Source organism: Pseudomonas sp. NFXW11 (assembly GCF_049887815.1).
In the GTDB taxonomy this organism is placed as follows: domain Bacteria; phylum Pseudomonadota; class Gammaproteobacteria; order Pseudomonadales; family Pseudomonadaceae; genus Aquipseudomonas.
In genome coordinates, this window is record NZ_JAGEKI010000013.1 from 162,832 (window position 1) to 189,527 (window position 26,696).

Sequence of the window (26,696 nt, forward strand, 5' to 3'; positions counted from 1 at the left end):
CATTCACTCCTTGACGTCAATTGCAGATTCAGTAGATCGGCCAGCAGCCTGGGGTGAGCAGCTCCAAGAGGTTCTGGTCGGGGTCGCGGAAATAGATGCTGGAGCCGCCCTTGGGCCATTCGGTGCGGCCTTCCAGGGGGATGCCGAGGCGTGCCAGGCGCTCTTTCCAGGCCGGCAGGTCGTGCTCGTCGATGGCGAAGCAGACGTGGATCTGCCCGCTGGCGTCGTGGGGCGGGATCTCGCCGCCGCTGAGGTATTTGGTGTGCAGCGAGGCGCCGCGCTTGAACAGCAGCAGGGTGTTTTGTCCGCCGATATTCAGCGCCACCAGCACCTCGCTTTCCACCATGACTTCCAGCTGGAAGGTTTTTGCGTAGAATCCCTTGGCGATGTCGAGATCGTTCACGTAAAGGGCTGTTTCAATTATCCGTTTGAGTTGAAGCATGTGTTGCTCCTTTGGGACGCTGTTCCCTGAGTTGGAAATGACAGGATGGTCACGGTCTTACTGCGCAATATCGATTTGAACCTGTTGGTGGTGCTGGATGCGCTGCTGACCGAAAAACACGTCACCCGCACGGCCTTGCGCCTGCACTTGAGCCAGCCGGCCATCAGCCATTCGCTGAGCAAGCTGCGCGCGCTGCTGGACGATCCGATCCTGATCCGCCGCGGCAGCGAGCTGGTGCTCAGCTCCCTGGCGCAGAACCTGCAGGAGCCGCTGCGGGAAATCCTCAGCCAGATCGAGACGCTGTTCGGCAAGTCCATCGACTTCGACCCGGCCAGCTCGCAGCGGATCTTTACCCTGGCGATGTCCGACTACGGCGCGGCGATCATCCTGCCCAGGCTGTTGGTACGCTTGCGCCGGGATGCGCCGAACACCACCTTGCTGGTGACCCAGGACACCCGCCACGGGATGTTCGAACAGGTGGCCCAGGGCAAGATCGACCTGGCGCTGGGGGTCTTTCCCAATCTCTCGGGGGACATTTCCACCGAGGTGCTGTTTGAGGAAACCTTTTCCTGCCTGCTGGATCGGCGCACCTTGCCGGCCGACGGCGTGCTGGACCTGGACAGCTACCTGGCACGACCGCACATCCTGGTGTCGATGGATGGCAGCGCCAACGGTGAAGTGGACAGCCTGCTGCGGGACGAGGGGCTGCAACGGCGGATCGCCGTGAGCGTGCCCCATTGGCGCACCGCCCCGAGCATGATCCACAACACCGACCTGATCCTGACGGTGGCCACCCGCACCCTGGACGAGGCCTTGGTCAACCAGGACCTGGTACAACTGCGCCCGCCCTTGCCGATTCCGCCCTTTCCCTTTGTGCAGATCTGGCATCAGCGCTTCAACCACGAGCCGGCCCACGTCTGGCTGCGCGATCAGGTCAAGCAGGTGGTGGCTCACAGCGGGCTCGACGGCTGAGCCGGACGCAGGCGCAGGCGCAGGTCCGTTCCCAGCTGGCTGACGTCGTGCAGGCTGAAGTCCAGCACTTCCTCCAGACGCTCGAAGGCCGGCAGGTGCACCAGTGGCCGCGCCAGGTCTCCCAGCAGGCGAGGGGCGACGTACAGCAGCAGTTCGTCCACCAGTTGTGCCTGTAGCAGGTTGCCGGCCAGGGTCGGTCCGGCCTCGACCATCAGGTCGTGCAGCCCGCGTCGGCTCAGTTCGAGCATCAGCTGGTGCAGGTCCAGGCCCTGTTCGGTGCCGGGCAGGGCCAGCACCTGAGGGTTTTCCTGGGCCGCCAGCGGATGCTCGCGATGCACCACTTGCAGGCTCGGCGCCTGGTCGTCGAAGACCTTGGCCGTACGCGGCACCCGGCCCTGGCTGTCGAGCACCACACGCAGCGGCGCCACGGCCTCGGGGGAGGACAGCTGGCGTACGGTGAGCAGCGGGTCGTCCGCCAGCACGGTGCCGCTGCCGGTGAGGATCGCCGCGCTGCGCGCCCGCCAGTACTGCACATCGGCCCGGGCCCGGGCGCCGGTGATCCATTTCGACCGGCCGTTGTCCAGGGCCGTGCGGCCATCCAGGCTCATGCCCATCTTCAACTGCACCCAGGGCCGCTGGCGCTGCACCGTGGACAGAAAGCCCCGGTTCAGTTCCTCGGCGGCCGAGCCCAGCAGGCCGACCCGGACATCGATGCCGGCGCTGCGCAGTTGGGCGATGCCCTGGCCATTGACCTGCTTGAACGGGTCCTGGTGGGCCACCACCACGGCGTTGACGCCGCTGTCGATCAGCGCCTGGTGGCAGGCCCCGGTGCGCCCGACATGGCTGCAGGGCTCCATGGTCACGTAGGCGGTGGCGCCCCGCGCCAGGCTGCCAGCCTGACGCAGGGCGAACACCTCGGCGTGGGGCCCGCCGGCCTGCCGATGCCAGCCTTCGCCGACAATTTGCGGGCCGTGGGCGATCACGCAGCCAACCCTGGGGTTGGGCCAGGTGGAGTGGCTACCTCGCTCGGCCAGTGCCAGCGCGTGTTGCATGTGCTGGAAGTCGACTTCGCTGAAGTAGGTCATGGGCGCGACGACTGGGCAGCTGCCTGGGGGTTGATCGGGTAGATCCGGCCGTCGTAGGCGCTGGCCAGGAAACCATCGCCGTCGGCGTCGTGGATCAGGCAGGAGATGCCGCTGGCGGTGGGTTTCTCGACGCTGGCCCAGACCCGCTTGTGCAGGTCGAACACCGCCACGGTGCCGCCGTAGCTGCCGGTGGCGATCAGCGAGCGGTCGCGGGAGATGGCGATGCACTTGATCGAGTGGCTGTGGGGCGTGTCGAAGACTTCGCTGTTGCCGTTGCGCCACAGGCGCAGTTTCAAGTCGCGGCCGATGCTGGCGAAGCCACCCTGGATCTGCGTGCAGCCGTTGGAAATGCGCTCGTGAGCCTTGTCCAGGTAGGTTTCCAGGCTGAAGTCGGCAATCCGGAAGAAGGCCGCGGCGGCAGTGGCGCAGACGCTGAAGATATAGCTTTCGTCGGCGGCGATGCCCTTGATGGCGTTCTCATGCATGCGCACTTCGGTGAGGAAATGCGGCTGGCCGTCCTGCAGCGAGAAGATCAGCGCTTCCCCGGTGTAGGTGCCGATGGCTGCGTGCAGCTGGCCGTCCTTGATAAAGGTGGTGCCGCAGTTCAGGGGCGAGCGGTGCTGGTACAGGGTGGCGCCGGTGCGGGCGTCGAACACGGTGCCCATCTGGCCGCCGGTCAGCACGCTGTCGCCGAACGGCAGGAGGAAGTTGCACAGGCTGCCGGCCTTGACGCTGGGTTGGCCGTTGATATGCAGGATGCCGGCGTCGCCGATGCTGTAGACGTCGCTGTCGACCACCGCCACGGCGTTGAGGCTGATAGCCGGCTCGATGCCGCCCAGGTCCCAGGCTTGGGTGGCGAAGTCCCAGACGGCGTAGCTGGAGCCGAAGGTGACGAAGGCGATGCGGTGGCTGCCCAGCAGCGCGCAGCTGCGTGGCCAGATGATGCTGGGCAGGGAGGTTTCGGCGGTCTTGACCAGGCTGCCGTCCTGCTTGAGGTGCCAGAGCATCACCGAGCGGTCGTAGCTCAGGCTGATCAGCAGGCGTTGGGCGTCGTCCCAGATGATGCGCTTGATCCCGGCGCTGTGGGCCGGCTGCAGTTGGGTGCCGGTGGCGCTGATGATGGAGATCTTGCCTTCGTCGTCACCGGCGAAAATGATCCCTTCGCGGGACAGGGCCACGGTGTCGGTTTCCACCCCGCCCAGGTCGATGGTTTCCAGTTGCTGGCCGCTGTTGGCGTCCCAGCGGCGGATCGAGCCGTCGTCGCTGCTCGATACCAGGGTCTGGCCGTCGGCCGACCAGCACACCGAGATCACGTCGGCGGTGTGGCCGCGGAGGATGTTCAGGGTCTGCCCGTTGAGGTCGAACAGGCGGATGCTGTGGTCCCGGGAGCAGGTGGCGATGCGTTGGCCATCGGGAGCGAAGGCGGCCATTTCGATATCGTCGTCATGGCCGATGAGCACGGCCTTGAGGCGCAGCGACGGCACTTCCCAAACCCGCGCGGTGTAGTCGCTGCTGGCGCTGACCAGCAGGGTGCCGGCGGCATTGAAGGCGCACTGGTTGGCCAGGTGGTCGTGGAGCACCCGCTGGATCGGAGTCTTGGTTCTGGCATCCCAGAGAATGACCTGGTTGTCGTAACCCGCGGTGGCGACGTAGGTGTCCTTGAAGGTGGCGATACCGCTGATAGGGCCGAAATGTCTCATGCTTATTGTCCTTAATAATGACGTTGGCTGGCTGCGGGTGGCCGCCTTCGGCCCAGGTTGCCAAAGGCGGCGGGCGGGTTACTTGACCAGGTCGATGACGTGGTTCTTCTTGTCTTTCTTGGCCTGCAGGTAGTGGCCGTTGTGCCGGGTGAGGAACACCCCGGTGGGGATGATGCTGTCGACCGCAATGCCGTTGTCGCGCAGGGCCTGGACCTTGTCCGGGTTGTTGGTGATCAGGCTGCAATGGTGCACGCCGACCGCCTTGAGCATCTTCGCGGCCATGGAGAAGTCACGGCCGTCCTCGGGGAAATTCAGGTGGCTGTTGGCTTCGAAGGTGTCCATGCCACCGTCTTGCAGGCGATAGGCGTCGAGCTTGGCGTACAGGCCGATGCCGCGGCCTTCCTGGCGCAGGTAGATCAGGTAGCCGCCTTCTTCCTGCATGCGGTTGATCGACTCGCTGAGCTGCGGGCCGCAATCGCAGCGCTGGGAGTTGAAGACGTCGCCGGTCAGGCATTCGGAGTGGATGCGCACCAGAGGGCTGCGCTCACTGTCGGGGCCGAGCTTGATCAGGATGTGCTCCTGAGCCGCGTCCAGGCCGCTGAAGCTGTAGAAGGTGCCGGGTACGCTGGAGTCGTTCAGCGGAATGTTGACCTGGTTTCTGACACTGAGGTTGTTCATGGGAATCCCTTCCGTTCTCTGTGGTTGAACGTGTAATTGTTGGCTGCACGGTTAGATGTATCGGGTTAGAGGCTTTCGGCGAGCCTGAAGCCCATGACGTAGATCTCCCTGGGGTACTTGCCATGCCTGCGGCAATTGCGGGCCAGGTCGCGAAAGCGGGTGAAGCTGCCGCCGCGGGCGATCCGGTGGGTGCCAACCACGGTCACCAGATCGTCGACCACGGCGTTGCCGCCGGGGTAGGGGGCGTAGTTGTCGGCGACGTATTCCTCGACGTTGCCGGCCATGTCCATGCAGCCGAAGGGCGATGCGCCCTCGGGCAGGACACCCACCGGAGTGGTGCTGAACAGCCCCATTTCCGCGGTATTGGCGTGCAGCGGCAGGAAGCGGTTGCCCCAGGGAAACTCGAGGTTTTCATGGCCGGCGGCGGCAAATTCCCACTCCGCCTCGCTGGGCAGGCGGAACGCCCGTCCGGTGCGCGCGGCCAGCCACTGGGCATAGGCGTCGGCATCCTCGGCGCTCAGGCCGTAGACCGGGTGGTTGGCCCGTTCGCTGGGGAATTGGCCGAACAGCCAGTTGCCGGGAATTGCCGGGTGCAGCGTGTCTTCCAGGAAGGCCCGGTACTCCAGGTTGGTCACCGGGTACTTGCCAATGGCATAGGGGTTGAGCCGGACCTTGTGCCGCGGTGCTTCCTTTTCGATCCAGCTGCGGTCCAGGCCCAGGCCCTGCATATCGTGCATCACCTGGTCGATGGCCGATTCTGCAAGACCGATCTCCACGGTTGCGCCGTCGATCTGGATCATCGGCGGGTTGAGCACATTCAGCCGTGGGTCCATGGTCTGCGCCAACAGGCGGGCCGAGGCCAGCCGCCAGGGCAGGGGCGAGTCAGGGTTTTCCACCCCCTGGGCCAGCTGTTCAGCCGACTTGTCGGACAGTTGGCGCCAGACCGCCAGTGGCAACGACAGCTCGATACCTGGCTGAAAATGCTCTTCGAGGCCCATCAGTTGCCTGTCGGTCATTTCTGCAGTCAGGGGGCCGTCGAATACTGGCCAATGAGCAAAACCCTTGGATTTCATAGTGCTTCTTGTCCTGCATCGGGTGGAGGTGGAGGGGGCGAAGACCGGGGTCGGTCACAGGGTGCAGATCAGTCCGGTCTGCAGGCAGTTGCGTTCGAAGTCGTCCCAGTAGCCTTGCGGGTGCTTGGCCCGATTGGCCACGGAAATGATTGGTTTCTGCCACTGCAGCTTGGAGAAGCCGGCCTTGAGGATGGCCTGCTCGTAGACTTCGCGGCTCCAGCGATGAAAGGTGAAGGCGCTGGGTGGCTGGGTGACGAACTCGGCCTGGTAGCGGTGGCCGCCTTCATGGGCTTCTTCGCTGAGTACATGGACCCCGTACTTGGTGAAGTTGCCGCGTTGCAGCTGGTAGCCCGGGTCCACGGTGTAGGCAATCAGCTTGCCACCGGAAACCATGTTGCGCGCCACTACCTGGAACATGTTTTCCAACTCTTTTGGCGACTGGGCGTAGTTGAACAGCCAGGCCGCGGTGACGCGATCGAAGTGCCCCAGCACGCCCATCTCGCCGACGTTGGCGACGTGGTATTCGATGGCCTCCTGGTTGCGTGCCGACTCTTTGCGGGCCAGCTCGATCATCGAGGCGGAAATGTCCACGCCGACCACCTTGCTGGCGCCCTGGCGATAGAGTTCACGACCGAAGTAGCCGTAGCCGCAGGCCAGGTCGAGAACGGATTTGCCCTTGATATCACCCACCATGTGGAAGAAGGTTTCGGTTTCTACCGAGCGCTGCGAGGCGGTATCGGTAAAGTTTTCGAAGCGTTCACCAATTGAGTCGTAAGTTGCAGTCTGGCTAGTCATTGTTCACCTGTATGGGTGGTTGGATGGTTTCAGCTTTCCGCTATATGAATGGATAACTAGGCGAGTTGCTTGTTGCTATGTTTTGAATTCTGCTTAGTTGTAGTTCAGCCGCGAGTGGTGATGAAGAAGCCGCCAATAACTACCACCACGCCGATAAGTTTCTGCATGCTGATTGTTTGCCGCGGCAGCCCCACTAAACCGAAGTAGTCGATTAACAGGGAGATGATCAACTGACCGACGATCACCGCCATGATGAAGTTCAGGGCACCAAGGCGTGGCGCCATCAGCAGTGCAACGGTGATGTAGAAGACCCCGGCGATGCCGCCCAGCCAGATCCACCAGGGGCCATCCTGGGCCGCGGCGAAGTTGGGGCGGGGAACTTTGATGAAGATGATTACAATCGCCAATGCCAATAGGCTGACAAGTAGCGATACTCCGGTGGCCCATAAGGGGTGGCCTAGCAAGTTGCCGAGTCTTGAGTTGCTTCCCGCTTGGAGTGGAACTGCGAAGCCGGCCAGAAGACTTAAAAGGATGGATATAAGTAATGCCATGTCGTTGCGTTCCGTTTTTTTGGAAGTTGTACTTTTATTGATATAAGTGCGCCAATTCTTTGTTCTTATGTTGGGTATTCGCCGCACTGATTGCCCTGCCGACACCTGTGCCAGACGGCTCTGTGACAGGTTCCGGGCGAGGTTTTTTTCTGCCCGTGGCGGTCTTCGACGAGGATGCGCAGAGTTGACCTGCGGGTTTACAATCGCCGCACCTGATCAGGAGTAACGCCGTGCTGACTCATCTCGATTCCCAAGGTCGCGCCACTATGGTCGACGTCACCGACAAGGCCGTTACCTTCCGCGAGGCGGTGGCCGAAGCACGGGTGCGCATGCTGGCGCCCACCTTGCAGATGATCATCAGTGGCGGTCATCCCAAGGGCGATGTGTTCGCCGTGGCGCGGATTGCCGGCATCCAGGCGGCGAAGAAGACCAGCGAGCTGATCCCCCTGTGTCATCCGCTGATGCTCACCAGCGTCAAGGTCGAGCTCAGTGCCGAAGGCCCGGACTGCGTGCATATCGTTGCGCGCTGCAAGCTTTCCGGGCAGACCGGGGTGGAGATGGAGGCGCTGACCGCCGCCAGCGTTGCCGCGCTGACTATCTATGACATGTGCAAGGCCGTGGACCGGGGCATGACCATCGAAGGCGTGCGCCTGCTGGAGAAACTCGGCGGCAAGAGCGGCCATTACCAGGCGGAGCCAACATGAAGATCCAGGTGAAGTTCTTTGCCCGCTATCGCGAGGCCCTGGGGCAGGACGAGTTGCAGATCGAAGGCGCCTTTGCCTGTGTCGACGATGTGCGCCAGGCCCTGTTGTCCCGCGAGGGTGCGGCAGTGCTGGCCGAGCGCAACCTGATGTGCGCCCGCAACGAGGAGCTGTGCCAGTTGCACGAGCCCCTGGTGGACGGCGATGAAGTGGCGTTCTTTCCCACCGTGACCGGAGGCTGAAATGGCGATTCGCGTGCAGTCGGCCGCCTTCGATCCCGGCACCGAGGTCAACGCCATGCATGCCGCTGATACCGGCGTTGGCGCGGTGGTGAGCTTTGTCGGTTACGTGCGGGATTTCAACGACGGCCAGGAGGTGAACGGAATGTTCCTGGAGCACTACCCGGGCATGACCGAAAAGGCCCTGGCGAAGATTGCCGCCGAGGCCGAGCAGCGCTGGCCGCTGCTGCAACTGGAGGTGCTGCACCGGATCGGCGCCTTGGAACCGGGAGAGCCCATCGTGTTTGTCGGCGCCGCCAGTGCTCATCGCCAGGCGGCGTTCGAGGCCTGCGCCTTTGTCATGGACTACCTCAAGACCCGCGCGCCGTTCTGGAAGAAAGAAAACACCGCCCAGGGGCCGCGCTGGGTCGACGGTCGCGACAGTGACCATGCCGCGGCCGAACGCTGGAAAGGCTGATTCTCTAACCCCTGCCCAGGGGCCCCGCACACATTCTCCATTGCGCATTTGCCCTGCAACCTTCGGGCAGATGCGCCTGTGCGCGGCGTTGACGATATGTACATAAAAGTCCAGTATGGATTTACAAGTACAAATCTTGCGTCCGTTCCACCTCTTTCTTCTGTCTTGCCAAACCAATAACAACTTGCGAGAGCACGAACATGAAAAGACTCCCCCTGATCAGTGGCCTGGCCTTGAGCCTGTTGGCCTGCAGCAGCCTGCTGGCTGCCGAGAAGACTGTGCGCCTGGGCATCGAGGCCGCTTACCCGCCGTTCGCCTTCAAGACCGCCGAGGGCAAGATCGGCGGTTTCGACTACGACATCGGCAATGCGCTGTGCGCGCAGATGCAGGTCAAGTGCGAGTGGATCGAGGGTGAGTTCGATGGCCTGATCCCGTCGCTGAAGGTGAAGAAGATCGATGCCGCGCTGTCGTCCATGACCATCACCGCGGAACGCCGCAAGTCGGTGGATTTCACCCACAAGTACTACTTCACCTCATCGCGCCTGGTGATGAAGAAAGGCGCCGTGGTGGATGACCAGTACGCCAGCCTCAAGGGCAAGACCGTGGGGGTGCAGCGTTCCACCACCACCGACCGCTACGCCACCGAGGTGTTCGAGCCCAAGGGCATCAAGGTGGTGCGCTACAGCAACAACGAAGAGATCTACATGGACCTGGCCGCCGGGCGCCTGGATGCGATCTTCGCCGACACCATTCCCCTGGACGATTTCCTGTCGATGCCGCGGGGCGCCGACTATGCCTTTGTCGGGCCTGAGCTGAAGGACCCCAAGTATGTGGGCGAGGGCGCGGGGATTGCCGTGCGCAAGGGTAACGGCGAGTTGCTGGGGGCGCTGAACAAGGCCATCGACGATATTCGCGCCAATGGCGAATACCAGAAGATCCAGGCCAAGTATTTCAAGTCGGATATCTATGGGGATTGAGGCTGTGTGGCGTTAGTGAGGACGCCTTCGCGAGCGAGCTCCTACAGGGGACGAGGCTATTTGAGCTTGCTCGCGAAAAATCACTGAGCCTTCAATTCCTTCAGGTGCTTGTACACCGTCGCCCGTCCCATGTTCAGCACGTTGGCCACGTAGTTGGAGGCGCTCTTGCCCTTGAACGCGCCCTCGGCGTGCAGTGCCAGTACCAGTTCACGCTTGTGTTCCCGAGTCAGCAGGTTCAGCCCCAGTTGCCGCTCGCGCAGCCAGTTGTGCAGGAAGGTATTGATGCGCTCCTGCCAGTCATCGCGAAACAGCGAGTCGGGCTGGGGAATCAACTTGCTGGGTGACAGGAACAGGTCCAGCGCCGCCTTGGCGTTCTCGAACAGGGAAATATTCAGGTTGATGCACAGCACCGCCAGCGGCTGGCCGTGGCTGTCGCGCAGCACGCTGCTGAGGCTGCGGATCTTCTGGCCATCCCAGTTGAGCTTTTCATAGGGGCCGATATTGCGCTCGTCGCGGTCGCCGCTGAGCATGTCTTCCAGGGCTGCATCGTCGCCTACTTCGCGCTTGGACAGGTTGTTGGCGATGTAGTCGATCTTCTGCGTGCGCAGGTCGTGGAGCACCACTTCGGCATGGGGGAAGAACAGGGTGGCGATGGCGTCGGCGATCGCCCGGAAATTGTCCAGGGCGGGGTCCTTGGCAGGTGAGGTCATGGTGGTACTCCAGGCAGCTTCAGCGCCCGCCGGCCGCGGGCGCTGGGAGTGTGCCGCAATAGTGCGGGGGCGTCACCCCAGAGGGTTCAGCGCCAGGCGTGCGGGGGACAGCATGGCGGCGTCCAGGCCGAAACGGGTCAGTGCCTCCGGCAGGGGTTCGCCCCGCACCAGGGCGGCACTGGCCTGGCCCATGGCTGGGGAGGTCTGGATGCCGTAGCCGCCTTGTCCGGCAACCCAGAACAGCCCCGGTACCAGGGGATCGAACCCGGCCAGCAGGTCACCGTCGCTGACGAAACTGCGCAGGCCGGCCCAGGCGCGGGTGGGGCGGCGAATGCTCAGGGTGGTAGCCTCCTCGATCTGGTAGATGCCCATGGCGATGTCCAGTTCTTCGGGCTGCACATCGTGGGGCTCTACCGGGTCGGCATTGGCCGGCGAGCCAAGGAACATGCCGGCGTCGGGCTTCATGTAGAAGGATTCGTCCAGGCTCACCAGCATTGGCCAGTGCTGGCTGTCGAGGCCTTCCGGCCCGGCGAAGATAAAGGCCGCGCGGCGCTTGGGCTGCAGGCCCAGGGGGCGAGCGCCAGCCAGGACGCCAATGTGGTCGGCCCAGGCCCCGGCTGCGTTGATCAGCACCGGGGCGCTGAAGCTCTGGCCGGCGCACTGTACCTGCCACAGCCCCTGTGGGTCGCGGCTCAGGCCCAGCACTTCGCAGTCGGTACGGACTTCACCCTGGTTACGGCGGATGCCCCGCAGGTAACCCTGGTGCAGGGCGTCGGTGTCGATATCGGCGGCGCTGGGATCGTAGAGCGCGCCGTGGACCTTTTCCCGACGCAGGATCGGCAGCCGCGTGCAGGCCTGCTCAGCGCTCAGCAATTGCATCTCCGGCACCGTGGCCTTGGCGCTCAGGTACTGGGCGTTGAGTTCTTCCGGGTCGCCATTGAAGTCCACGGTCATTTCGCCCCGTGGCGTCAGCAGCGGGTGTTCGCAGAAATCCGCGGGCGGCTGGTCGAAGAACGCACGGCTGGCCAGGGTCAGCCGGCGCACCTGGGGCGTGCCGTAGGCGGCGGTATAGAGCGCGGCGGAGCGGCCGGTGGAGTGGTAGGCCGGGTGCGATTCGCGCTCCAGCACCAGGACTCGGCCATGGCGCGACAGCCAGTAGCCGGTGGAGGCACCGGCAATACCGCCGCCGATGATGATGAAATCTGCCTGGGTCATGAAAGTCTCCGAAACATGCAGGTAGCTGTCGCTTAGGCCTGGCGTTGCAAGTGGTACAGGGCATTGGCCAGGGCGATGTCTTCCAGGCCCAGGCCGATGGAGCGGAAGAACACATGGCGTTCGGCGCTGGGGCGCTGGGCCTGGTTGCTCAACAGCTCTGGCAGGTCGCCGAGAATCGCCGCGCTGTCCCAGCCATGCTGTTCGCCAGCGATCAGCATTTCCCCGGCCGAGCCCGGCGTGGTGCGCCGGTAGTCGCAGTAGACCTGCATATTCGGCAGGGCCGCGGGCGGCACTTCATGGGCCCGTGGCGCGTTGGTGCTGATGGAGGTGATCAGGGCCGGCTTGCCGAGGCTGCGCGGATCGAGCAGCGGTGCGGCGGACGAGGTGCAGAGCATGATCACGTCGGCGTCTTCGAGCGCGTCTTCAAGCCGCGGTACCAGTTGCAAGCGCGAGTCGATGGCCTGCAGGCGTGCAAGGTCTTTGGCTGGCTTGTTCGCCAGGTTCGGCGAATAGAGGCGGATGCTCTGCCATTCCCGCAGGTCTTTCACATAGTGCAGATGAGCCTGGGCCACGGCGCCACTGCCGATGATCGCCAGGTGCCGGGCTGCAGGCGCGGCCAGTGCCTCGACGGCGACAGCCGTGGTGGCGGCGGTGCGCGCGGTGGTCAACTCGGCGGCATCGCACAGCAGCAGGGGCTGGCCGCTGTCCATGGACATCAGCAAGGTCCAGGCGGTGATCAGCGGTCCTTCGGCGCGGACGATATAGGGCGAGGTCTTGACCCCATAGACCCGGTCTTCGGCCAGTACCCCGAGGTAGTTGATAAAGTCGCCGGCACCCTGGGGAAACTCCACCAGCTGTTGCGCCGGTTGCACCGCCAGCCCGGCGGCCAGGTCACGGAACAGCTTGCGCAGGATATTGGGCACATCGACTTGCCCGAGCAACTCACGGGCTTCGGCTTGGGCAATCACATAGGGCGTGCTGGACATGGACAGATTCCCAGAGAAATAAACTAATTTGTCCATTATGGACTTTTAGTTTTGTCGGGCAATATCCAGGCGAAAAAAAACGCAGCCTGGGGGCAGGCTGCGTTTTTATGCTGACTACAAGCTTCAGGCGTGCGGGCGTTTGCGCTCAACCGGGCGCAGCAGCTCGGTGGGTGGCATCTCGCAGCTGATCTTGCGCCCCAGCAACTCCTCGATGGCCGGCAGCTGGTAGGAGTCGTCCTCGCCGGCGAAGCTGATGGACACGCCATCGGCGCCGGCCCGGCCGGTACGGCCAATGCGGTGCACGTAGTCGTCCGGCGTTTCCGGCAGGGTGAAGTTGATCACATGGCTGATGCCGTCGATATGGATGCCGCGGCCAGCCACGTCGGTGGCCACCAGGACCCGGATCTTGCCTTCGCGGAAGCCTTCCAGGGTCTTGATCCGCTTGTGCTGCGGCACGTCGCCGGACAGTTGGGCGGCATTCACGCCATCACGCACCAGGCGTTCCTCGATGCGCCGCACTTCATCCTTGCGGTTGGCGAAGACCATCACCCGTTCCCAGCCGTTATCGTTGACCAGGTTGTACAGCAGCTTGTACTTGTCGGCCCCGGCCACAGCATAAATGTGCTGTTCGACGTTGGCGTTGGCCACATTCTCTGCCTCGATCTCGACGATCGCCGGGTCAGTGGTCCACTGCTTGGCGAGGTTCATCACGTCGTCGGTGAAGGTGGCGGAGAACAGCAGGGTCTGACGTTCGCTCTTGGGCGGGGTCTGGCGAATGATCTGACGCACCTGGGGGATAAAGCCCATGTCGAGCATGCGGTCGGCTTCGTCCAGCACCATCACTTCGACCATGTCCAGGTGCACATCGCCGCGCTGGTTGAAGTCCAGCAGGCGGCCTGGGGTGGCTACCAGGATGTCGCAGTGGCGGGCTTCGAGGTGCTTGAGCTGTTTGTCGAAGTCCATGCCGCCGACGAAGCTCATCACATTCAGGCCGGTGTACTTGGTCAGGGCCTCGGCGTCCTTGGCGATCTGCACCACCAGCTCCCGGGTCGGGGCGATGATCAGCGCCCGCGGTTCGCCCATGTAGCGTTCCTTGGGCGGCGGAGTCTGCAACAGCTGGGTGATGATCGAGATCAGGAAGGCCGCGGTCTTGCCGGTGCCGGTCTGGGCGCGACCGATGGCGTCCTTGCCCGCCAGGGTGAAGCCCAGCACCTGGGCCTGGATCGGCGTGCAATAAGGGAAGCCCAGGTCGTGGATGGCGTGCATCAGTTCCGGGGCGAGCTTGAAATCGTGGAAGCGGGTCTTGCCTTCCTGGGGTTCGACCGTGAAATCTTCGAGTTTCCAGGTGCTGGCTGGCGGTTTGGGCGCGCGTGGGCGACGCGGTTGCGCGGCCTTGGACGGCTCGTCCTTGGATTTTTCCTGGCGCGGCGCTTTGCTTGCGGCAGGGGCGGCCGGTGTGTTCACCGATTCTTCTTTAGCAGCGGTAGCGGGTGCACTCCGTTCCGCCTGAGGGCCGTGGTGGCGGCTGCTGGAACTGGGAGAGGGGGCACTGGGGCTTGGCGCGAGCGGCTCAGCCTCGCTTTTACCGAAGATTTTCTTGAGTGCTTTGAGCACGGTCATCTCATCAATTGGTTAAGGAATGAACGCCGGCCAGTGTAAAGCAAGAAACGGGCGCGGCGTAGTCTGTTGCTGGTGGGGTCGATGGCAGCGCTTCGATCAGCGCAGGCGTTCGCCCAGCCAGGTGCCGATATCGCGGATTTCCTCCGGTAACACCTCGTGTTCCATTGGGTATTCCTGCCATGTCACGGTGACACCAAAGCGCTTGAGGTACTCATAGGCCGTGCGTCCCATGGAGTTCTGCACCACTTCGTCGTACTGGCCATGCAGCGACAGCACCGGAATCCGCTGTTGGCTGGCCGAAAGTTGCAGTTCGTCGCTGAAGGTCGGGGCATAGGTGGACAGGGCAAGTACGCCACCCAGCGGACCTTGCCATTTGAGGAAGGCAGTGTGCAGCACCACCGCGCCGCCCTGGGAAAACCCGGCAAGGAAAATGCGCGAGGCGTCTATTCCGCTGCTGCGTTGTTCTTCTATCAATCTGATGACTTCCTCAGACGATTCTTCCAACTGTTCACGACTGATCGCACGAGCTGGGTTCATGGCCAGAATGTCGTACCAGCTGGGCATGGCATACCCGCCATTGATTGTCACGGCGCGGGTCGGTGCCTGGGGCAAAACGAAGCGGGTGCTCAGCAGGGTTTCCTGGAGCATCTCGGCGACCGGGAGGAAGTCGTAACGGTCCGCTCCCAGGCCATGAAGCCAGATCACACAGGCGTCTGCGGGCTTGCTGGGCTGAAGAATCAAGGGCTCGGTCATGGCTGCTCCATTAGTGTGCGTGCGCGCCGATTGAGTGCGTGGTCAGGGCGCGCGGCCGGTGAATTGCTGAAGAAGATGTCGCACGGTTGAATCTTTTGCTATTGACCACTGGCTGAATCGCTTTAGCCGTGACTGTGGTACGGGCTTTGCTATGGGGCAAAAAGAGGAATCGAAGTTTCAGCACTTTCTGCTGGCGGTAACACTAACAGGCTACCGCCGACGATGGGATAGCCGGCTTCCTCTGATGGACGTTCGCCAACGGCCGCCACGGGCTTTGCGAACTGCAAGGGGCTAGAGCCCGTTCGGCCGATTGGTGAGATGTAGGCAACCCATTATGTGGATTTCTCCTACTAGACTCATAGCGAAGGTCCTACGCCGCTTGACCCTATAAAAAAGCCGACACGGGTCAACAGCACCTCATGAGGGTGCCGCAGGACTCAAGCTCCGACACAACAAGAGCAAAATTGGAGGTTTGAATGAAGATGTTGAAATCCACCCTGGCTGTCGTTACGGCTGCCGCGGTCCTGGGTATGAGTGGTTTCGCACAGGCGGGTGCGACCCTGGATGCAGTACAGAAGAAAGGTTTCGTACAGTGCGGCGTCAGTGATGGCCTGCCGGGCTTCTCGGTACCGGACTCCACCGGCAAGATCCTCGGCATCGACGCCGATGTCTGCCGTGCTGTGGCCGCTGCTGTGTTCGGCGATGCGACCAAGGTCAAGTTCAGCCAGTTGAACGCCAAGGAGCGCTTCACCGCGCTGCAATCCGGCGAGATCGACGTGCTGTCGCGCAACACCACCTGGACCAGCTCCCGCGATGCAGGCATGGGGCTGATGTTCGCCGGCGTCACCTATTACGACGGCATCGGCTTCCTGGTGAACAACAAGCTGGGCGTGAAAAGCGCCAAGGAACTGGACGGCGCCACTATTTGTATTCAGGCCGGTACTACTACCGAACTGAACGTGTCGGACTACTTCCGTGGCAATGGTCTGAAATACACCCCCATCACTTTCGATACCTCCGATGAAAGCGCCAAGTCGCTGGAGTCCGGCCGTTGCGACGTGCTGACTTCCGACAAATCCCAGCTCTATGCACAGCGCAGCAAGCTGGCGACCCCGACCGATTACGTGGTACTGCCGGAAACCATCTCCAAGGAGCCTCTGGGCCCGGTGGTGCGTAAAGGCGACGAAGAGTGGTTCAGCATCGTCAAGTGGACCCTGTTCGCCATGCTCAACGCCGAAGAGGCGGGCATCACTTCGAAGAACGTCGAAGCCGAAGCCAAAGCCACCAAGAACCCTGATGTTGCACGTCTGCTGGGCGCGGACGGTGAATACGGCAAAGACCTGAAACTGCCGAAGGACTGGGTAGTACAGATCGTCAAGCAAGTAGGTAACTACGGTGAAGTGTTCGAGAAAAACCTCGGCAAGAGCACGCCACTGGCCATCGACCGCGGCCTGAACGCGCTGTGGAACAACGGCGGCATCCAATACGCACCACCTGTGCGCTGATGGTTCTATCACCCGGCGGGCCAACCGCCGGGTGATGTTCTGTTCCATTATTCCTGGGGCACTTCATGCAAAATTCTATCGGCGCACCCAAGCAGAGGCTCAGCCTCAGCGATCCACGTGTGCGCGCGTGGTTATTCCAGATCATCACCCTTGTGGCGGTGGTCTCAATGGGCTGGTTTCTGTTCGACAACACCCAGACCAACCTGGCCCACCGGGGTATCACCTCGGGTTTCGACTTTCTCGAGCGCAGCGCCGGCTTCGGTATCGCGCAACACCTGATTGCCTACACCGAAGCGGACAGTTATGCCCGGGTGTTCGTCATCGGCTTGCTCAATACCCTGCTGGTGACCTTTATCGGTGTGATCCTGGCCACCTTGCTGGGCTTCATCATCGGTGTGGCGCGGCTGTCGCAGAACTGGATCATCAGCAAGCTGGCGACGGTGTATGTGGAAGTGTTCCGCAATATTCCGCCGCTGCTGCAGATCCTGTTCTGGTACTTCGCGGTGTTCCTGACCATGCCGGGGCCGCGCAACAGCCATAACTTCGGCGACACCTTCTTCGTCAGCAGCCGCGGCCTGAACATGCCGGCGGCGCAGATGGCGCCGGGCTTCTGGGCCTTTGTCGCGAGCCTGCTGCTGGCCATCGTCGCCATCGTGCTGATGTGCCGCTGGGCCAACAAGCGCTTTGAAGAAACTGGCGTGCCGTTCCACAAGTTCTGGGCCGGCCTGGGCCTGTTCCTGGTCATTCCCGCCCTGTGCATGCTGATTTTCGGCTCGCCCGTGCATTGGGAACTGCCCACGCTGCAAGGTTTCAACTTCGTGGGCGGCTGGGTGCTGATTCCCGAGCTGCTGGCCCTGACCCTGGCCCTGACCGTCTACACCGCGGCATTTATTGCCGAGATCGTGCGTTCCGGGATCAAGTCGGTAAGCCATGGCCAGACCGAAGCGGCGCACTCCCTGGGGCTGCGCAACGGTCCGACCCTGCGCAAGGTGATCATTCCCCAGGCCCTGCGGGTGATCATTCCGCCGTTGACCAGCCAATACCTGAACCTGGCGAAGAACTCGTCCCTGGCCGCCGGTATCGGTTACCCGGAAATGGTCTCGCTGTTTGCCGGCACCGTGCTCAACCAGACCGGCCAGGCGATCGAGGTGATTGCCATCACCATGAGCGTGTACCTGGCGATCAGCATCAGCATTTCCTTGCTGATGAACTGGTACAACAAGCGCATTGCGCTGATCGAGCGGTGAGGAAGCGCCCATGACGACTCATATCTTCAAGCCCGATATGCCGCCGCCCGGCAGCAGTATCGGTGCCCTGGCGTGGATTCGCGCCAACATGTTCTCCAGCTGGCTCAACACCCTGCTGACCCTGTTCGCCTTCTACCTGATCTACCTGGTGCTGCCACCGTTGCTGCATTGGGCGATTCTCGACGCCAACTGGGTTGGCACCAGCCGCGCCGACTGCACCAAGGACGGCGCCTGCTGGGTGTTTATCCAGCAGCGTTTCGGCCAGTTCATGTACGGCTACTTCCCGGTGGAACTGCGCTGGCGAGTGGACCTGACCGTGTGGCTGGCGGTGATTGGCGTGGCGCCGTTGTTTATCGCGCGTTTCCCGCGCAAGGCGATCTACGGGCTGGCCTTTCTGGTCTGGTATCCGCTGGTTGCCTACACCCTGCTGCATGGCGGCTACCTGGGCTTGAGCAATGTCGCTACCAGCCAGTGGGGCGGCCTGATGCTGACCCTGGTGATTGCCACCGTGGGCATTGCCGGGGCCTTGCCCCTGGGCATCCTGCTGGCCCTGGGACGGCGTTCCAACCTGCCGGCGATCCGCGTGGTGTGCGTGACCTTCATCGAGTTCTGGCGCGGGGTGCCGTTGATCACCGTGCTGTTCATGTCCTCGGTGATGCTGCCGCTGTTCCTGCCCGAGGGCATGAACTTCGACAAGCTGCTGCGGGCGCTGATCGGGGTGATCCTGTTCCAGTCGGCCTATGTGGCCGAGGTGGTGCGTGGTGGTCTGCAGGCGATTCCCAAGGGCCAGTACGAAGCGGCCGCGGCCATGGGCCTGGGCTACTGGCGGGCGATGGGCCTGGTGATTCTGCCGCAAGCCCTGAAGCTGGTGATTCCCGGCATCGTCAACACCTTTATCGCCCTGTTCAAGGACACCAGCCTGGTGATCATCATCGGCCTGTTCGACCTGCTCAACAGCGTCAAGCAAGCCGCCGCCGACCCCAAATGGCTGGGCATGGCCACCGAAGGCTATGTCTTCGCGGCCCTGGTGTTCTGGATTTTCTGTTTCGGTATGTCCCGCTACTCCATGCATCTGGAGCGTAAGTTGGACACAGGCCACAAGCGTTAGGAGTACCTCCATGAGTGAAGCGAACAAAAAGCCTGTGGGCCCTGAAGGCATTATTCAGATGCAGGGCGTGAACAAGTGGTACGGCCAGTTCCATGTGTTGAAAGACATCAACCTGAATGTCAAACAGGGCGAGCGCATCGTGCTGTGCGGGCCTTCGGGCTCGGGCAAGTCCACCACCATCCGTTGCCTCAATCGCCTGGAGGAACACCAGCAGGGGCGTATCGTGGTGGACGGCGTGGAGTTGACCAACGACCTCAAGCAGATCGAAGCCATTCGCCGCGAAGTGGGCATGGTGTTCCAGCACTTCAACCTGTTCCCGCACCTGACCATTTTGCAGAACTGCACCCTGGCACCGATGTGGGTACGCAAGATGCCCAAGCGCAAGGCCGAGGAAATCGCCATGCACTACCTGGAGCGGGTGCGCATTCCGGAGCAGGCCAACAAGTACCCGGGGCAGCTTTCCGGTGGCCAGCAGCAACGGGTGGCGATTGCCCGGGCGCTGTGCATGAAGCCCAAGATCATGCTGTTCGACGAGCCGACCTCGGCCCTCGATCCGGAGATGGTGAAAGAAGTACTGGACACCATGATCGGCCTGGCCGAAGACGGCATGACCATGCTCTGCGTGACCCACGAAATGGGCTTTGCCCGCACCGTGGCCAACCGAGTGATTTTCATGGACAAGGGCGAGATCGTCGAACAGGCGGCGCCGAACGACTTCTTCGACAACCCGCAGAACGATCGCACCAAGCTGTTCTTGAGCCAGATCCTGCATTGATCCTGATGCGCTGAAAATAAACCCGGACTGGTTCCGGGTTTATTTTTGCCTGGCATTCAGCCGCCGGCGGCACCGAGCGGCGGCGCGGGCTCATCGCTGGCGGCGGTAACCTTTTGTGGCTCGCTCAGCTCCAGCACATCCTTCATCAGCTGTGGATGACGGTCCAGCAGGCGCAGCAGCATGTACAGCGGCTGGGGAGTGTTGACTTCGCCGCGCTCGTAGCGGGAAAAGGCATTGTGCCCTCCGCCGGACAGCAGCCTGACCGCTTCCTTCTGCGAGAGGTGCAGCTTGCGGCGGATGCGCTTGATATCTACGGCTACCTGCTGCCGGTAATCCTCGAGCAACTGGTCGCCAGCGGCGGCGTAGCGTTCTGCGCTGGCGGCATCGAACTCTATCTCGCCGCATTCCTGGCATTCCCAGCCGGCCAGGTCGTGCAGGTGACGCTGCATGTGGCGGAACTCGATGAGCTCGCTGCGCTGCTCGAATGGCCGCATGCCGGCCGGGGCGCCGCAGTTGAAGCACTGTTGTCGTTTCATCTTTCTGCCTCCTTGAAGGAGATCACTGGCGGCCCTGCACCGGGGCGGTAGGTGACCTTGATATAGAGCCTGCGGTGCTCGAAGCGGGGGTAATACACGTCCTGCCAGATTCGATGATCGCCGTAGGTGGTCATCGATTTGTAGAACATGCCGATTTGCAGTTCGGCGATGACCCGCTGCATGTCGGCCAGTGACAACCCGAGTTGCCTGCCGCATTGCAATGCGCTGCGGGTGAAGGCCCGAGCTCCGTGTCGAACGACCTGTGCCTTGATCGCTGCGAGGTCGTAATGAGGTGTTTTCTTTTCCATAAGACACCTTTAAAGCTGGCTTGAAATTACCCTTATAGGGTTTTTTGTCAAGGCCTGTTCGAGAGGGCGAAAGTGCCTCTTCAAGCCTAAAGCGTTGATCTCTCGGAAAAGCCTGAATACCATGTCGGGCAATTCATCCGATGATTGGATGAAAGAGTGAGTTCAATGAGCGAAATTTCCCCCCTGATCAAAAGATCCCTGGTCGACCAGGCCCTGGAGCAACTGCGCCAGCGCATCAACAACGGCGCCTGGAGCGTCGGCCAACGCCTGCCCACCGAACCGGAACTGGCCAGCGAGCTGGGCATCAGCCGCAATACCGTGCGCGAAGCCATGCGGGTGCTGGCGTTTTCCGGGCTGATCGAAATTCGCCAGGGCGACGGCAGTTACCTGCGGGCCGTGGCCGACCCCCTGGACATGCTCCAGGCCCTGTCCCAATGCTCCCTGGAGCAGGCCCGGGAAACCCGGCAGATCCTTGAAGTGGAGGCGGTAGGCCTGGCGGCCCTGCGCCGTACCGAGGCCGACCTGCAAGGCTTGAGCAGCGCCTTGCAGGCCAGCAGCGGGCATTTTCATGGCGACCTGGAAAGCTACATTGCCTGTGACCTGGTGTTTCACCAGCGCCTGGTGGACGCCGCCCACAACTCGACCCTGAGCCAGCTGTATCGCTATTTCTCCAGTGTGCTGGTGGCCCAGTTGCGCCAGACCCTGGCCGCGACTCCCCGGCGCCAGGATGTCTTCGATCGCCATCAGCACCTGCTGGATGCCATCGAGCAGGGCGATGCCGAGCGCGCCAAGCACCTTTCCCGCCAGTTGATCAACGAAACCTGACCCCCGAGCCTTCCATGTCCAAGCACCCGGTACCCCCGAATGCCCTGTCGCCTCCAGAGTTGCTGATCGACGCCGAGGCCGATGACGAAGAAGTCCAGCAGGCGCCACCGCCTTTACGTCGTCCCTGGCTGTTGCTGCTGGGGTTGATCCTGGTGGCGTTGAACCTGCGCCCGGCGCTGTCGAGCATGGCACCGCTGCTCAGTGAGGTGTCGCACCACCTGGGCCTGTCGGCGGCCAAGGCTGGCCTGCTGACCACGTTGCCGGTGCTGTGCCTGGGGCTGTTCGCGCCGTTGGCGCCGCTGCTGGCCCGGCGTTTTGGCGCCGAACGGGTGGTGCTGGGCATCCTCATGACCCTGGCCTTGGGCATTGTGCTGCGCAGTTCCTTCGGTGAGTTCGGGGTGTTTGCCGGAAGCATCCTGGCGGGGGCCAGCATCGGCGTGATCGGCGTGCTGTTGCCGGGCATCGTCAAGCGCGACTTTGCCAAGCACGCGGGCACCATGACCGGGGTCTACACCATGGCCCTGTGCCTGGGCGCGGCCATGGCCGCCGGTGCCACGGTGCCCCTCAGCCATGCATTCGATGACAATTGGGCCCTGGGCCTGGGCTTCTGGGTGGTGCCGGCGCTGGTCGCGGCGCTGTTCTGGCTGCCTCAGGTGGGGCAAAAACACGGCGCCCATCATGTGGCCTATCGCGTGCGGGGGCTGCTGCATGATCGCCTGGCCTGGCAGGTGACCCTGTATATGGGCCTGCAATCCTCGCTGGCCTATATCGTCTTTGGCTGGTTGCCGTCGATCCTTATCGGCCGTGGGCTGAGCCCGACCCAGGCCGGGCTGGTGCTGTCCGGCTCGGTGATCGTGCAATTGGCCAGTTCCCTGGCGGCCCCTTGGCTGGCTACCCGCGGCAAGGACCAGCGCCTGGCGATAGTGATCGTCATGCTGATGACCTTGGGCGGCCTGTTCGGCTGCCTGTATGCACCGCTCGATGGCCTGTGGGGCTGGGCCATCCTGCTGGGCCTGGGGCAGGGCGGCACCTTCAGCCTGGCCCTGACCCTGATCGTGCTGCGCTCGCGGGATACCCATGTGGCGGCCAACCTGTCGAGCATGGCCCAGGGCATTGGCTACACCCTGGCGTCCATGGGGCCATTTGCGGTGGGCTTGGTGCACGACTGGACCGGCGGCTGGAACGCTGTGGGCTGGATTTTCGCGGTGCTGGGCAGTGGTGCGATCATCGCCGGGCTGGGCGCCGGTCGCGCGCTCTATGTCCAGGTGCAGAGCGAGAAGATCTGAATCGCTTCAGTGGGGGTATTTGCCCGGTAAATGCCGATAGTGTTCTGTCGGCTCGCGGATTATGGTGCTGGCATTTCTATGTCTTTTTGGAGCCTGTCCATGAGTGATGCCCACCGCGCCCTGATCAGCGAGTTCTACCAGGCCTTCCAGCGCCTGGATGCCGAGGCCATGAGCGCTTGCTACACCGAGGACGTGGTGTTCAGTGACCCGGCTTTCGGCGAGCTGCGCGGGCGTGATGCCGGCGACATGTGGCGCATGCTCACCACCCGCGCCAAGGATTTCTCCCTGACCTTCGACCAGGTGCATGCCGACGAGCGCGCAGGTGGCGCGCACTGGGTCGCCACCTACCTGTTCAGCCAGACCGGCAACACCGTGGTCAACGATATCCAGGCGCGCTTCGTGTTCCGCGACGGCAAGATCTGCGAGCATCACGACCATTTCTCTATGTGGCGCTGGGCCCGTCAGGCCCTGGGCGCCAAGGGCCTGCTGCTGGGCTGGACGCCCTTGCTGAAAAACGCCGTCCGGGCCCAGGCGCGCAAGGGCCTCAAGGCCTTCCAGAGCGGTCGCTGAAAGCCATCCTCTGCTAAGATCGCGGCTTGTTCTCCACAGGCCGCGATTGCATCCGTGAGCACCCCCGATCCATCCCTTGCCAGCCCCGCTAGCGCCAAGCCCTGGTTCGTCTATTTGGTTCGAGCGGCCAACGGCGCCCTGTACTGCGGCATCAGTGACGATCCGCTCAAGCGTTTCGCCAAGCACCAGAGTGGCAAGGGCGCGCGCTTCTTCCTGTCCAGCCCGGCGGTGGCCCTGGTCTACACCGAGGCCTGTCGGGACAAGAGCGAAGCCCTGCGCCAGGAGCGGCTGATCAAGAAGCTGAAAAAGAGCGCCAAGGAGTGCCTGGTGGCCTCGGCGCTGGCCGCTGTATCCATCTGACTGATGGGTTCTCGCTGCAACGGGCCGTAGGCCGGCTTTGCATTGCAGGCTAAGCTCAGCCCTCTCCCTTCTCTGGTGGACCCTGAGCATGTCTGAGTTGATCCTGCACCATTACCCAACGTCGCCTTTCGCCGAAAAAGCCCGTTTGCTGCTGGGCTTCAAGGGCCTGTCCTGGCGTTCGGTAAAGATTTCCCCGGTGATGCCCAAGCCTGACCTGACCGCCCTGACCGGCGGCTATCGCAAGACCCCGGTACTGCAGGTGGGCGCCGATATCTATTGCGACACGGCGCTGATCGCCCGTCGCCTGGAGCAGGAAAAGGCTTCGCCGGCGCTGTTTCCTGAAGGCCAGGAAATGACCAGTGCGATCTTCGCCGCCTGGGTCGATTCGGTGGTGTTCCAGCATGCGGTGACCCTGGTGTTCCAGCCTGAATCCGCCGCCGTGCGTTTTGGCAAACTGCCACCGGAAGCGCTCAAGGCCTTTATGGCCGATCGCGCCGGGCTGTTCAGTGGCGGCAGTGCCAGCCGCTTGCCGCTGGAAGTGGCCAAGCACCAATGGCCGACCATCATGGCGCGCCTGGAGCAGCAGCTGCAGCGTGAGCCCGGAGACTTCCTGTTTGGCCAGCCATCGATTGCCGATATCGCCCTGGCTCATCCGCTGTGGTTCCTCAAGGCCACTCCAGTCACCGCACCTTTGGTGGATGAGTACCCGGCGGTCAGTGCCTGGCTGGCGCGGGTACTGGGTTTTGGCCATGGCGCCTTCAGCGAAATGAGCGCCGAAGAGGCCCTGGACGTGGCTCGGCGCTCGACCCCGGCGCCGCTGCCGGAGGAGCAGTTTGTCGACCCCAACGGCTTCAAGGCGGGCCAGCAGGTGCTGATTGCCGCGACCGACTACGGTGTTGATCCGGTAGCGGGCGAGTTGCTGTTCGTCGGCGCTGAAGAGTTGATCCTGCGGCGCGAGGACCCACGTGCCGGGGTGGTGCATGTGCACTTCCCGCGAATGGGTTTCCGAATCCAGGCGCAATGACGGACGGCGCCCCCGACTGGCCGGCTGGCGGGTAACTGGCTTGTTGGCCGGACGGCGTTGCGCTTGCCGGCGTAGGCGTGATCAGGGTTGAGTAGGGGCCGCTGTCCCCTGCGCCTGAGGTTGCAGCGCCGCCATGATGGCGTCGGGGTCGTAGGTGCGAATCAGCCTGCCATTGACGTCGAGGATCGGAATCCCGGCACCGCCCAGGGCGCTGTAGGCCTGGCGCGCTTCGGCGTCTTTCTCTATATCGAACTCTTTGAAGGGAATGCCCTTCTGGTCGAGAAAGCGCCGGGTGGCCTTGCAGTAGCCGCACCAGTCGGTGGCGTACAGCACCACCCGGGCCTGGCTGCGGATCTGTTCGCTGACCACCGCCGAGGGGTTGAACAGGCGCTCGATCTTGCCCCAGTGCTGGTAGATCACCACCACCAGCAAAATCAGCAGGAACTTCTTCAGAACCCCCTGGAGCATCAGTTGCGGCGCTTGAGCTGGTCGGTCAGCTGGGTTGGCAGGCCCTTGATGATCAGGGTCCCGGCTTCTTCGTCGTACTCGATCTTCGAGCCCAGCAGATGGGCTTCAAAACTGATGGACAGGCCTTCGGCGCGGCCGGTGAAGCGGCGGAACTGGTTGAGGGTGCGTTTGTCTGCAGGGATTTCCGGTGACAGGCCGTAGTCCTTGTTGCGGATGTGATCGTAGAACGCCTTGGGGCGATCCTCGTCGATCAGTTCCGAGAGTTCTTCCAGGCCCATGGGTTCGCCGAGCTTGGCCTGGCTGCTGGCGTAGTCCACCAGGGTCTTGGTCTTCTCCCGGGCCGAATCTTCCGGCAGGTCCTCGCTTTCCACGAAGTCGCTGAAGGCCTTGAGCAGGGTGCGGGTTTCGCCGGGGCCGTCGACGCCTTCCTGGCAACCGATGAAGTCGCGGAAGTATTCCGAGACCTTCTTGCCGTTCTTGCCCTTGATAAAGGAGATGTATTGCTTGGACTGCTTGTTGTTCTGCCACTCAGAGACGTTGATGCGCGCCGCGAGGTGCAGTTGGCCCAGGTCCAGGTGCCGCGACGGGGTCACGTCCAGCTGGTCGGTCACCGCCACGCCTTCGCTGTGGTGCAGCAGGGCAATGGCCAGGTAGTCGGTCATGCCCTGCTGGTAGTGGGCGAACAATACGTGGCCGCCCACCGACAGGTTGGATTCTTCCATCAGCTTCTGCAGGTGTTCCACCGCCACCCGGCTGAAGGCGGTGAAATCCTGGCCGCCGTCCAGGTACTCCTTGAGCCAGCCGCTGAAGGGGAAAGCGCCGGATTCGGGATGGAACAGGCCCCAGGCTTTGCCCTGCTTGGCGTTATAGCTTTCGTTGAGGTCGGCGAGCATGTTCTCGATGGCGGCGGACTCCGCCAGTTCGGAATCGCGGGCGTGCAGAACTGCGGGGCTGCCGTCGGGTTTCTTGTCGATCAGGTGGACGATGCAATGACGGATCGGCATGGGCTTCTCGGCTGGTTGAAGGGGGAGGGCGGGCTCCCCGAAAAAGTGCCCAGTGTACCGCACCCGCTGGTTTTGGCGCGGTTTGCCGGGTGATCAACGGCCGGTTGGTAAAGGTTATGCAATTTTTTACCGATTTAGCTCAATAAAGCTGACCAAATGGCTAGGTAGAGGCGGATATTTCCCCGCCTGTGTGCTAGTTTTGCCCCCGTCTTACGCGGTGTCTCTGCGTTAAGCGTGCATTCAGCATTTGTCGGGTCGAACCAAACCCTGATTTCGGTATCTATAACCCCGATCTGTCGTGGTTGTAACCGGGGTGCCAGATCCACAAGACCTGGCTCGATGGCTGACACTGCACTCTGCAATCCAAATGAAATTGATAGGGAAGGAACACCATAATGGCTATTACTAAAGACCAACTGATCGCCGATATCGCTGAAGCCATCGACGCGCCAAAAACCACCGCGCGTAACGCCCTGGACCAACTGGCTCAGATCGTTGCTGATCAATTGGAAAATGGCGGCGAAATCACTCTGCCAGGCATCGGCAAACTGAAAGTGACCGAGCGTCCTGCCCGTACTGGCCGTAACCCATCGACTGGCGCTGCCATCGAAATCGCTGCCAAGAAAGTGATCAAGCTGGTTGTGGCTAAAGGCCTGACCGACGCTGTGAACAAGTAATACTTGCAGTGAAACCGTGCTCAGAAGTTCTCCGGGCACGGTTTGTGTG

The 26,696-nt window shown here is 62.5% G+C and carries 31 protein-coding genes; 15 read left to right on the top strand and 16 right to left on the bottom strand.

Annotated elements, in window-relative coordinates; genetic code table 11:
* Window positions 1–28: 28 nt before the first annotated feature.
* Window positions 29–442 (bottom strand): VOC family protein, encoded by a 414-nt coding sequence (locus J4P02_RS20430; RefSeq protein ID WP_426193565.1) that lies wholly within the window; start codon window positions 440–442, stop codon window positions 29–31.
* 45 nt (window positions 443–487) lie between these two features.
* On the opposite strand from J4P02_RS20430, the gene J4P02_RS20435 reads away from it, so the two are divergent.
* The gene (locus J4P02_RS20435; protein WP_426193567.1) at window positions 488–1,414 is read left to right on the top strand and encodes a LysR family transcriptional regulator; all 927 of its coding nucleotides are present in this window, start codon (window positions 488–490) and stop codon (window positions 1,412–1,414) included.
* Here J4P02_RS20435 and ribD read toward each other — a convergent pair.
* The 6 genes from ribD to J4P02_RS20465 all read right to left on the bottom strand — a co-directional run bounded on the left by ribD (window position 1,393) and on the right by J4P02_RS20465 (window position 7,296).
* Window positions 1,393–2,499 carry a bifunctional diaminohydroxyphosphoribosylaminopyrimidine deaminase/5-amino-6-(5-phosphoribosylamino)uracil reductase RibD gene (ribD, locus tag J4P02_RS20440; RefSeq protein WP_426193569.1) on the bottom strand — a complete coding sequence of 369 codons (1,107 nt, stop codon included), beginning with the start codon at window positions 2,497–2,499 and terminating at the stop codon, window positions 1,393–1,395. The two genes, J4P02_RS20435 and ribD, sit on opposite strands and share 22 nt — an antisense overlap.
* Window positions 2,496–4,199, bottom strand: a complete 1,704-nt coding sequence (locus tag J4P02_RS20445) for a WD40 repeat domain-containing protein (RefSeq protein ID WP_426193571.1) — start codon at window positions 4,197–4,199, stop codon at window positions 2,496–2,498. The genes ribD and J4P02_RS20445 overlap by 4 nt, the downstream gene beginning before the upstream one ends.
* A 78-nt stretch (window positions 4,200–4,277) precedes the next feature.
* Window positions 4,278–4,877 carry a GTP cyclohydrolase II gene (locus J4P02_RS20450; protein WP_426193573.1) on the bottom strand — a complete coding sequence of 200 codons (600 nt, stop codon included), beginning with the start codon at window positions 4,875–4,877 and terminating at the stop codon, window positions 4,278–4,280.
* A 65-nt stretch (window positions 4,878–4,942) separates the two neighbouring features.
* Window positions 4,943–5,950: a formylglycine-generating enzyme family protein gene (locus tag J4P02_RS20455; protein ID WP_426193575.1), complete on the bottom strand. Its 1,008-nt coding sequence runs from the start codon at window positions 5,948–5,950 to the stop codon at window positions 4,943–4,945.
* Between the two features lie 54 nt (window positions 5,951–6,004).
* Entirely contained in the window at window positions 6,005–6,745 is a 741-nt protein-coding gene (locus tag J4P02_RS20460; protein WP_426193577.1) for a class I SAM-dependent methyltransferase, read from the bottom strand.
* A 104-nt stretch (window positions 6,746–6,849) separates the two neighbouring features.
* Window positions 6,850–7,296, bottom strand: coding sequence for a DMT family transporter (locus J4P02_RS20465; protein WP_426193579.1), 447 nt, complete (start codon window positions 7,294–7,296; stop codon window positions 6,850–6,852).
* A gap of 230 nt (window positions 7,297–7,526) precedes the next feature.
* Between J4P02_RS20465 and moaC the strand changes: the two genes are divergently transcribed.
* From moaC to J4P02_RS20485, 4 genes are all read left to right on the top strand, one after another.
* The gene (gene moaC, locus J4P02_RS20470; RefSeq protein ID WP_426193581.1) at window positions 7,527–8,000 is read left to right on the top strand and encodes a cyclic pyranopterin monophosphate synthase MoaC; all 474 of its coding nucleotides are present in this window, start codon (window positions 7,527–7,529) and stop codon (window positions 7,998–8,000) included.
* Window positions 7,997–8,239: a MoaD/ThiS family protein gene (locus tag J4P02_RS20475; RefSeq protein ID WP_426193583.1), complete on the top strand. Its 243-nt coding sequence runs from the start codon at window positions 7,997–7,999 to the stop codon at window positions 8,237–8,239. The genes moaC and J4P02_RS20475 overlap by 4 nt, the downstream gene beginning before the upstream one ends.
* Window position 8,240: 1 nt before the next feature.
* Window positions 8,241–8,693, top strand: coding sequence for a molybdopterin synthase catalytic subunit MoaE (gene moaE / locus J4P02_RS20480; protein WP_426193585.1), 453 nt, complete (start codon window positions 8,241–8,243; stop codon window positions 8,691–8,693).
* A gap of 200 nt (window positions 8,694–8,893) precedes the next feature.
* Window positions 8,894–9,670 (top strand): ABC transporter substrate-binding protein, encoded by a 777-nt coding sequence (locus tag J4P02_RS20485; RefSeq protein WP_426193587.1) that lies wholly within the window; start codon window positions 8,894–8,896, stop codon window positions 9,668–9,670.
* 80 nt (window positions 9,671–9,750) lie between these two features.
* Here the strand turns inward: J4P02_RS20485 and J4P02_RS20490 are convergent, their stop codons facing one another.
* From J4P02_RS20490 to J4P02_RS20510, 5 genes are all read right to left on the bottom strand, one after another.
* Window positions 9,751–10,380 (bottom strand): helix-turn-helix transcriptional regulator, encoded by a 630-nt coding sequence (locus tag J4P02_RS20490; RefSeq protein ID WP_426193589.1) that lies wholly within the window; start codon window positions 10,378–10,380, stop codon window positions 9,751–9,753.
* Window positions 10,381–10,452: 72 nt separating this feature from the next.
* On the bottom strand, window positions 10,453–11,595 hold the full coding sequence (locus tag J4P02_RS20495) for an NAD(P)/FAD-dependent oxidoreductase (RefSeq protein WP_426193591.1): 1,143 nt from the start codon (window positions 11,593–11,595) through the stop codon (window positions 10,453–10,455).
* Between the two features lie 32 nt (window positions 11,596–11,627).
* Entirely contained in the window at window positions 11,628–12,581 is a 954-nt protein-coding gene (locus tag J4P02_RS20500) for an ornithine cyclodeaminase family protein (protein ID WP_426193593.1), read from the bottom strand.
* Window positions 12,582–12,704: 123 nt separating this feature from the next.
* Window positions 12,705–14,201 (bottom strand): ATP-dependent RNA helicase RhlB, encoded by a 1,497-nt coding sequence (gene rhlB, locus J4P02_RS20505; protein WP_426193595.1) that lies wholly within the window; start codon window positions 14,199–14,201, stop codon window positions 12,705–12,707.
* A 96-nt stretch (window positions 14,202–14,297) separates the two neighbouring features.
* Window positions 14,298–14,954: an alpha/beta hydrolase gene (locus tag J4P02_RS20510; RefSeq protein ID WP_426193597.1), complete on the bottom strand. Its 657-nt coding sequence runs from the start codon at window positions 14,952–14,954 to the stop codon at window positions 14,298–14,300.
* A 476-nt stretch (window positions 14,955–15,430) separates the two neighbouring features.
* Between J4P02_RS20510 and J4P02_RS20515 the strand changes: the two genes are divergently transcribed.
* From J4P02_RS20515 to J4P02_RS20530, 4 genes are all read left to right on the top strand, one after another.
* The gene (locus J4P02_RS20515) at window positions 15,431–16,459 is read left to right on the top strand and encodes an amino acid ABC transporter substrate-binding protein (RefSeq protein ID WP_426193599.1); all 1,029 of its coding nucleotides are present in this window, start codon (window positions 15,431–15,433) and stop codon (window positions 16,457–16,459) included.
* Window positions 16,460–16,524: 65 nt separating this feature from the next.
* Window positions 16,525–17,706, top strand: a complete 1,182-nt coding sequence (locus J4P02_RS20520) for an amino acid ABC transporter permease (RefSeq protein ID WP_426193601.1) — start codon at window positions 16,525–16,527, stop codon at window positions 17,704–17,706.
* Between the two features lie 10 nt (window positions 17,707–17,716).
* A complete protein-coding gene (locus J4P02_RS20525; protein WP_426193603.1) occupies window positions 17,717–18,814 on the top strand; it encodes an amino acid ABC transporter permease in 1,098 nt (365 codons plus the stop codon).
* A gap of 10 nt (window positions 18,815–18,824) precedes the next feature.
* Complete coding sequence (locus tag J4P02_RS20530; protein ID WP_426193605.1) at window positions 18,825–19,589, top strand: amino acid ABC transporter ATP-binding protein; 765 nt, start codon at window positions 18,825–18,827, stop codon at window positions 19,587–19,589.
* 56 nt (window positions 19,590–19,645) lie between these two features.
* Here the strand turns inward: J4P02_RS20530 and J4P02_RS20535 are convergent, their stop codons facing one another.
* Together J4P02_RS20535 and J4P02_RS20540 are read right to left on the bottom strand one after the other, a co-directional pair.
* Window positions 19,646–20,125 carry a type II toxin-antitoxin system MqsA family antitoxin gene (locus tag J4P02_RS20535; protein WP_426193607.1) on the bottom strand — a complete coding sequence of 160 codons (480 nt, stop codon included), beginning with the start codon at window positions 20,123–20,125 and terminating at the stop codon, window positions 19,646–19,648.
* On the bottom strand, window positions 20,122–20,433 hold the full coding sequence (locus J4P02_RS20540; RefSeq protein WP_426193609.1) for a type II toxin-antitoxin system MqsR family toxin: 312 nt from the start codon (window positions 20,431–20,433) through the stop codon (window positions 20,122–20,124). Before J4P02_RS20540 ends, J4P02_RS20535 begins: the two co-directional genes overlap by 4 nt.
* A gap of 165 nt (window positions 20,434–20,598) precedes the next feature.
* Here J4P02_RS20540 and J4P02_RS20545 point away from each other — a divergent pair, with 165 nt between their 5' ends.
* The 5 genes from J4P02_RS20545 to J4P02_RS20565 all read left to right on the top strand — a co-directional run bounded on the left by J4P02_RS20545 (window position 20,599) and on the right by J4P02_RS20565 (window position 24,498).
* Entirely contained in the window at window positions 20,599–21,258 is a 660-nt protein-coding gene (locus J4P02_RS20545) for a FadR/GntR family transcriptional regulator (RefSeq protein WP_426193611.1), read from the top strand.
* A gap of 14 nt (window positions 21,259–21,272) precedes the next feature.
* Window positions 21,273–22,544 (top strand): CynX/NimT family MFS transporter, encoded by a 1,272-nt coding sequence (locus tag J4P02_RS20550; protein ID WP_426193613.1) that lies wholly within the window; start codon window positions 21,273–21,275, stop codon window positions 22,542–22,544.
* A gap of 99 nt (window positions 22,545–22,643) precedes the next feature.
* Window positions 22,644–23,114 carry a nuclear transport factor 2 family protein gene (locus J4P02_RS20555; RefSeq protein WP_426193615.1) on the top strand — a complete coding sequence of 157 codons (471 nt, stop codon included), beginning with the start codon at window positions 22,644–22,646 and terminating at the stop codon, window positions 23,112–23,114.
* Window positions 23,115–23,168: 54 nt separating this feature from the next.
* Window positions 23,169–23,474 carry a GIY-YIG nuclease family protein gene (locus J4P02_RS20560; protein WP_426193617.1) on the top strand — a complete coding sequence of 102 codons (306 nt, stop codon included), beginning with the start codon at window positions 23,169–23,171 and terminating at the stop codon, window positions 23,472–23,474.
* An 88-nt stretch (window positions 23,475–23,562) separates the two neighbouring features.
* The gene (locus tag J4P02_RS20565) at window positions 23,563–24,498 is read left to right on the top strand and encodes a glutathione S-transferase family protein (RefSeq protein ID WP_426193618.1); all 936 of its coding nucleotides are present in this window, start codon (window positions 23,563–23,565) and stop codon (window positions 24,496–24,498) included.
* An 81-nt stretch (window positions 24,499–24,579) separates the two neighbouring features.
* On the opposite strand, the gene J4P02_RS20570 is transcribed toward J4P02_RS20565, so the two are convergent.
* The gene (locus J4P02_RS20570) at window positions 24,580–24,966 is read right to left on the bottom strand and encodes a glutaredoxin family protein (protein WP_426193620.1); all 387 of its coding nucleotides are present in this window, start codon (window positions 24,964–24,966) and stop codon (window positions 24,580–24,582) included.
* Window positions 24,966–25,970: a nucleoid-associated protein YejK gene (gene yejK / locus J4P02_RS20575; protein ID WP_159895925.1), complete on the bottom strand. Its 1,005-nt coding sequence runs from the start codon at window positions 25,968–25,970 to the stop codon at window positions 24,966–24,968. The genes J4P02_RS20570 and yejK overlap by 1 nt, the downstream gene beginning before the upstream one ends.
* A gap of 395 nt (window positions 25,971–26,365) precedes the next feature.
* On the opposite strand from yejK, the gene J4P02_RS20580 reads away from it, so the two are divergent.
* On the top strand, window positions 26,366–26,647 hold the full coding sequence (locus J4P02_RS20580) for an HU family DNA-binding protein (RefSeq protein ID WP_003440137.1): 282 nt from the start codon (window positions 26,366–26,368) through the stop codon (window positions 26,645–26,647).
* Window positions 26,648–26,696: the final 49 nt, after the last annotated feature.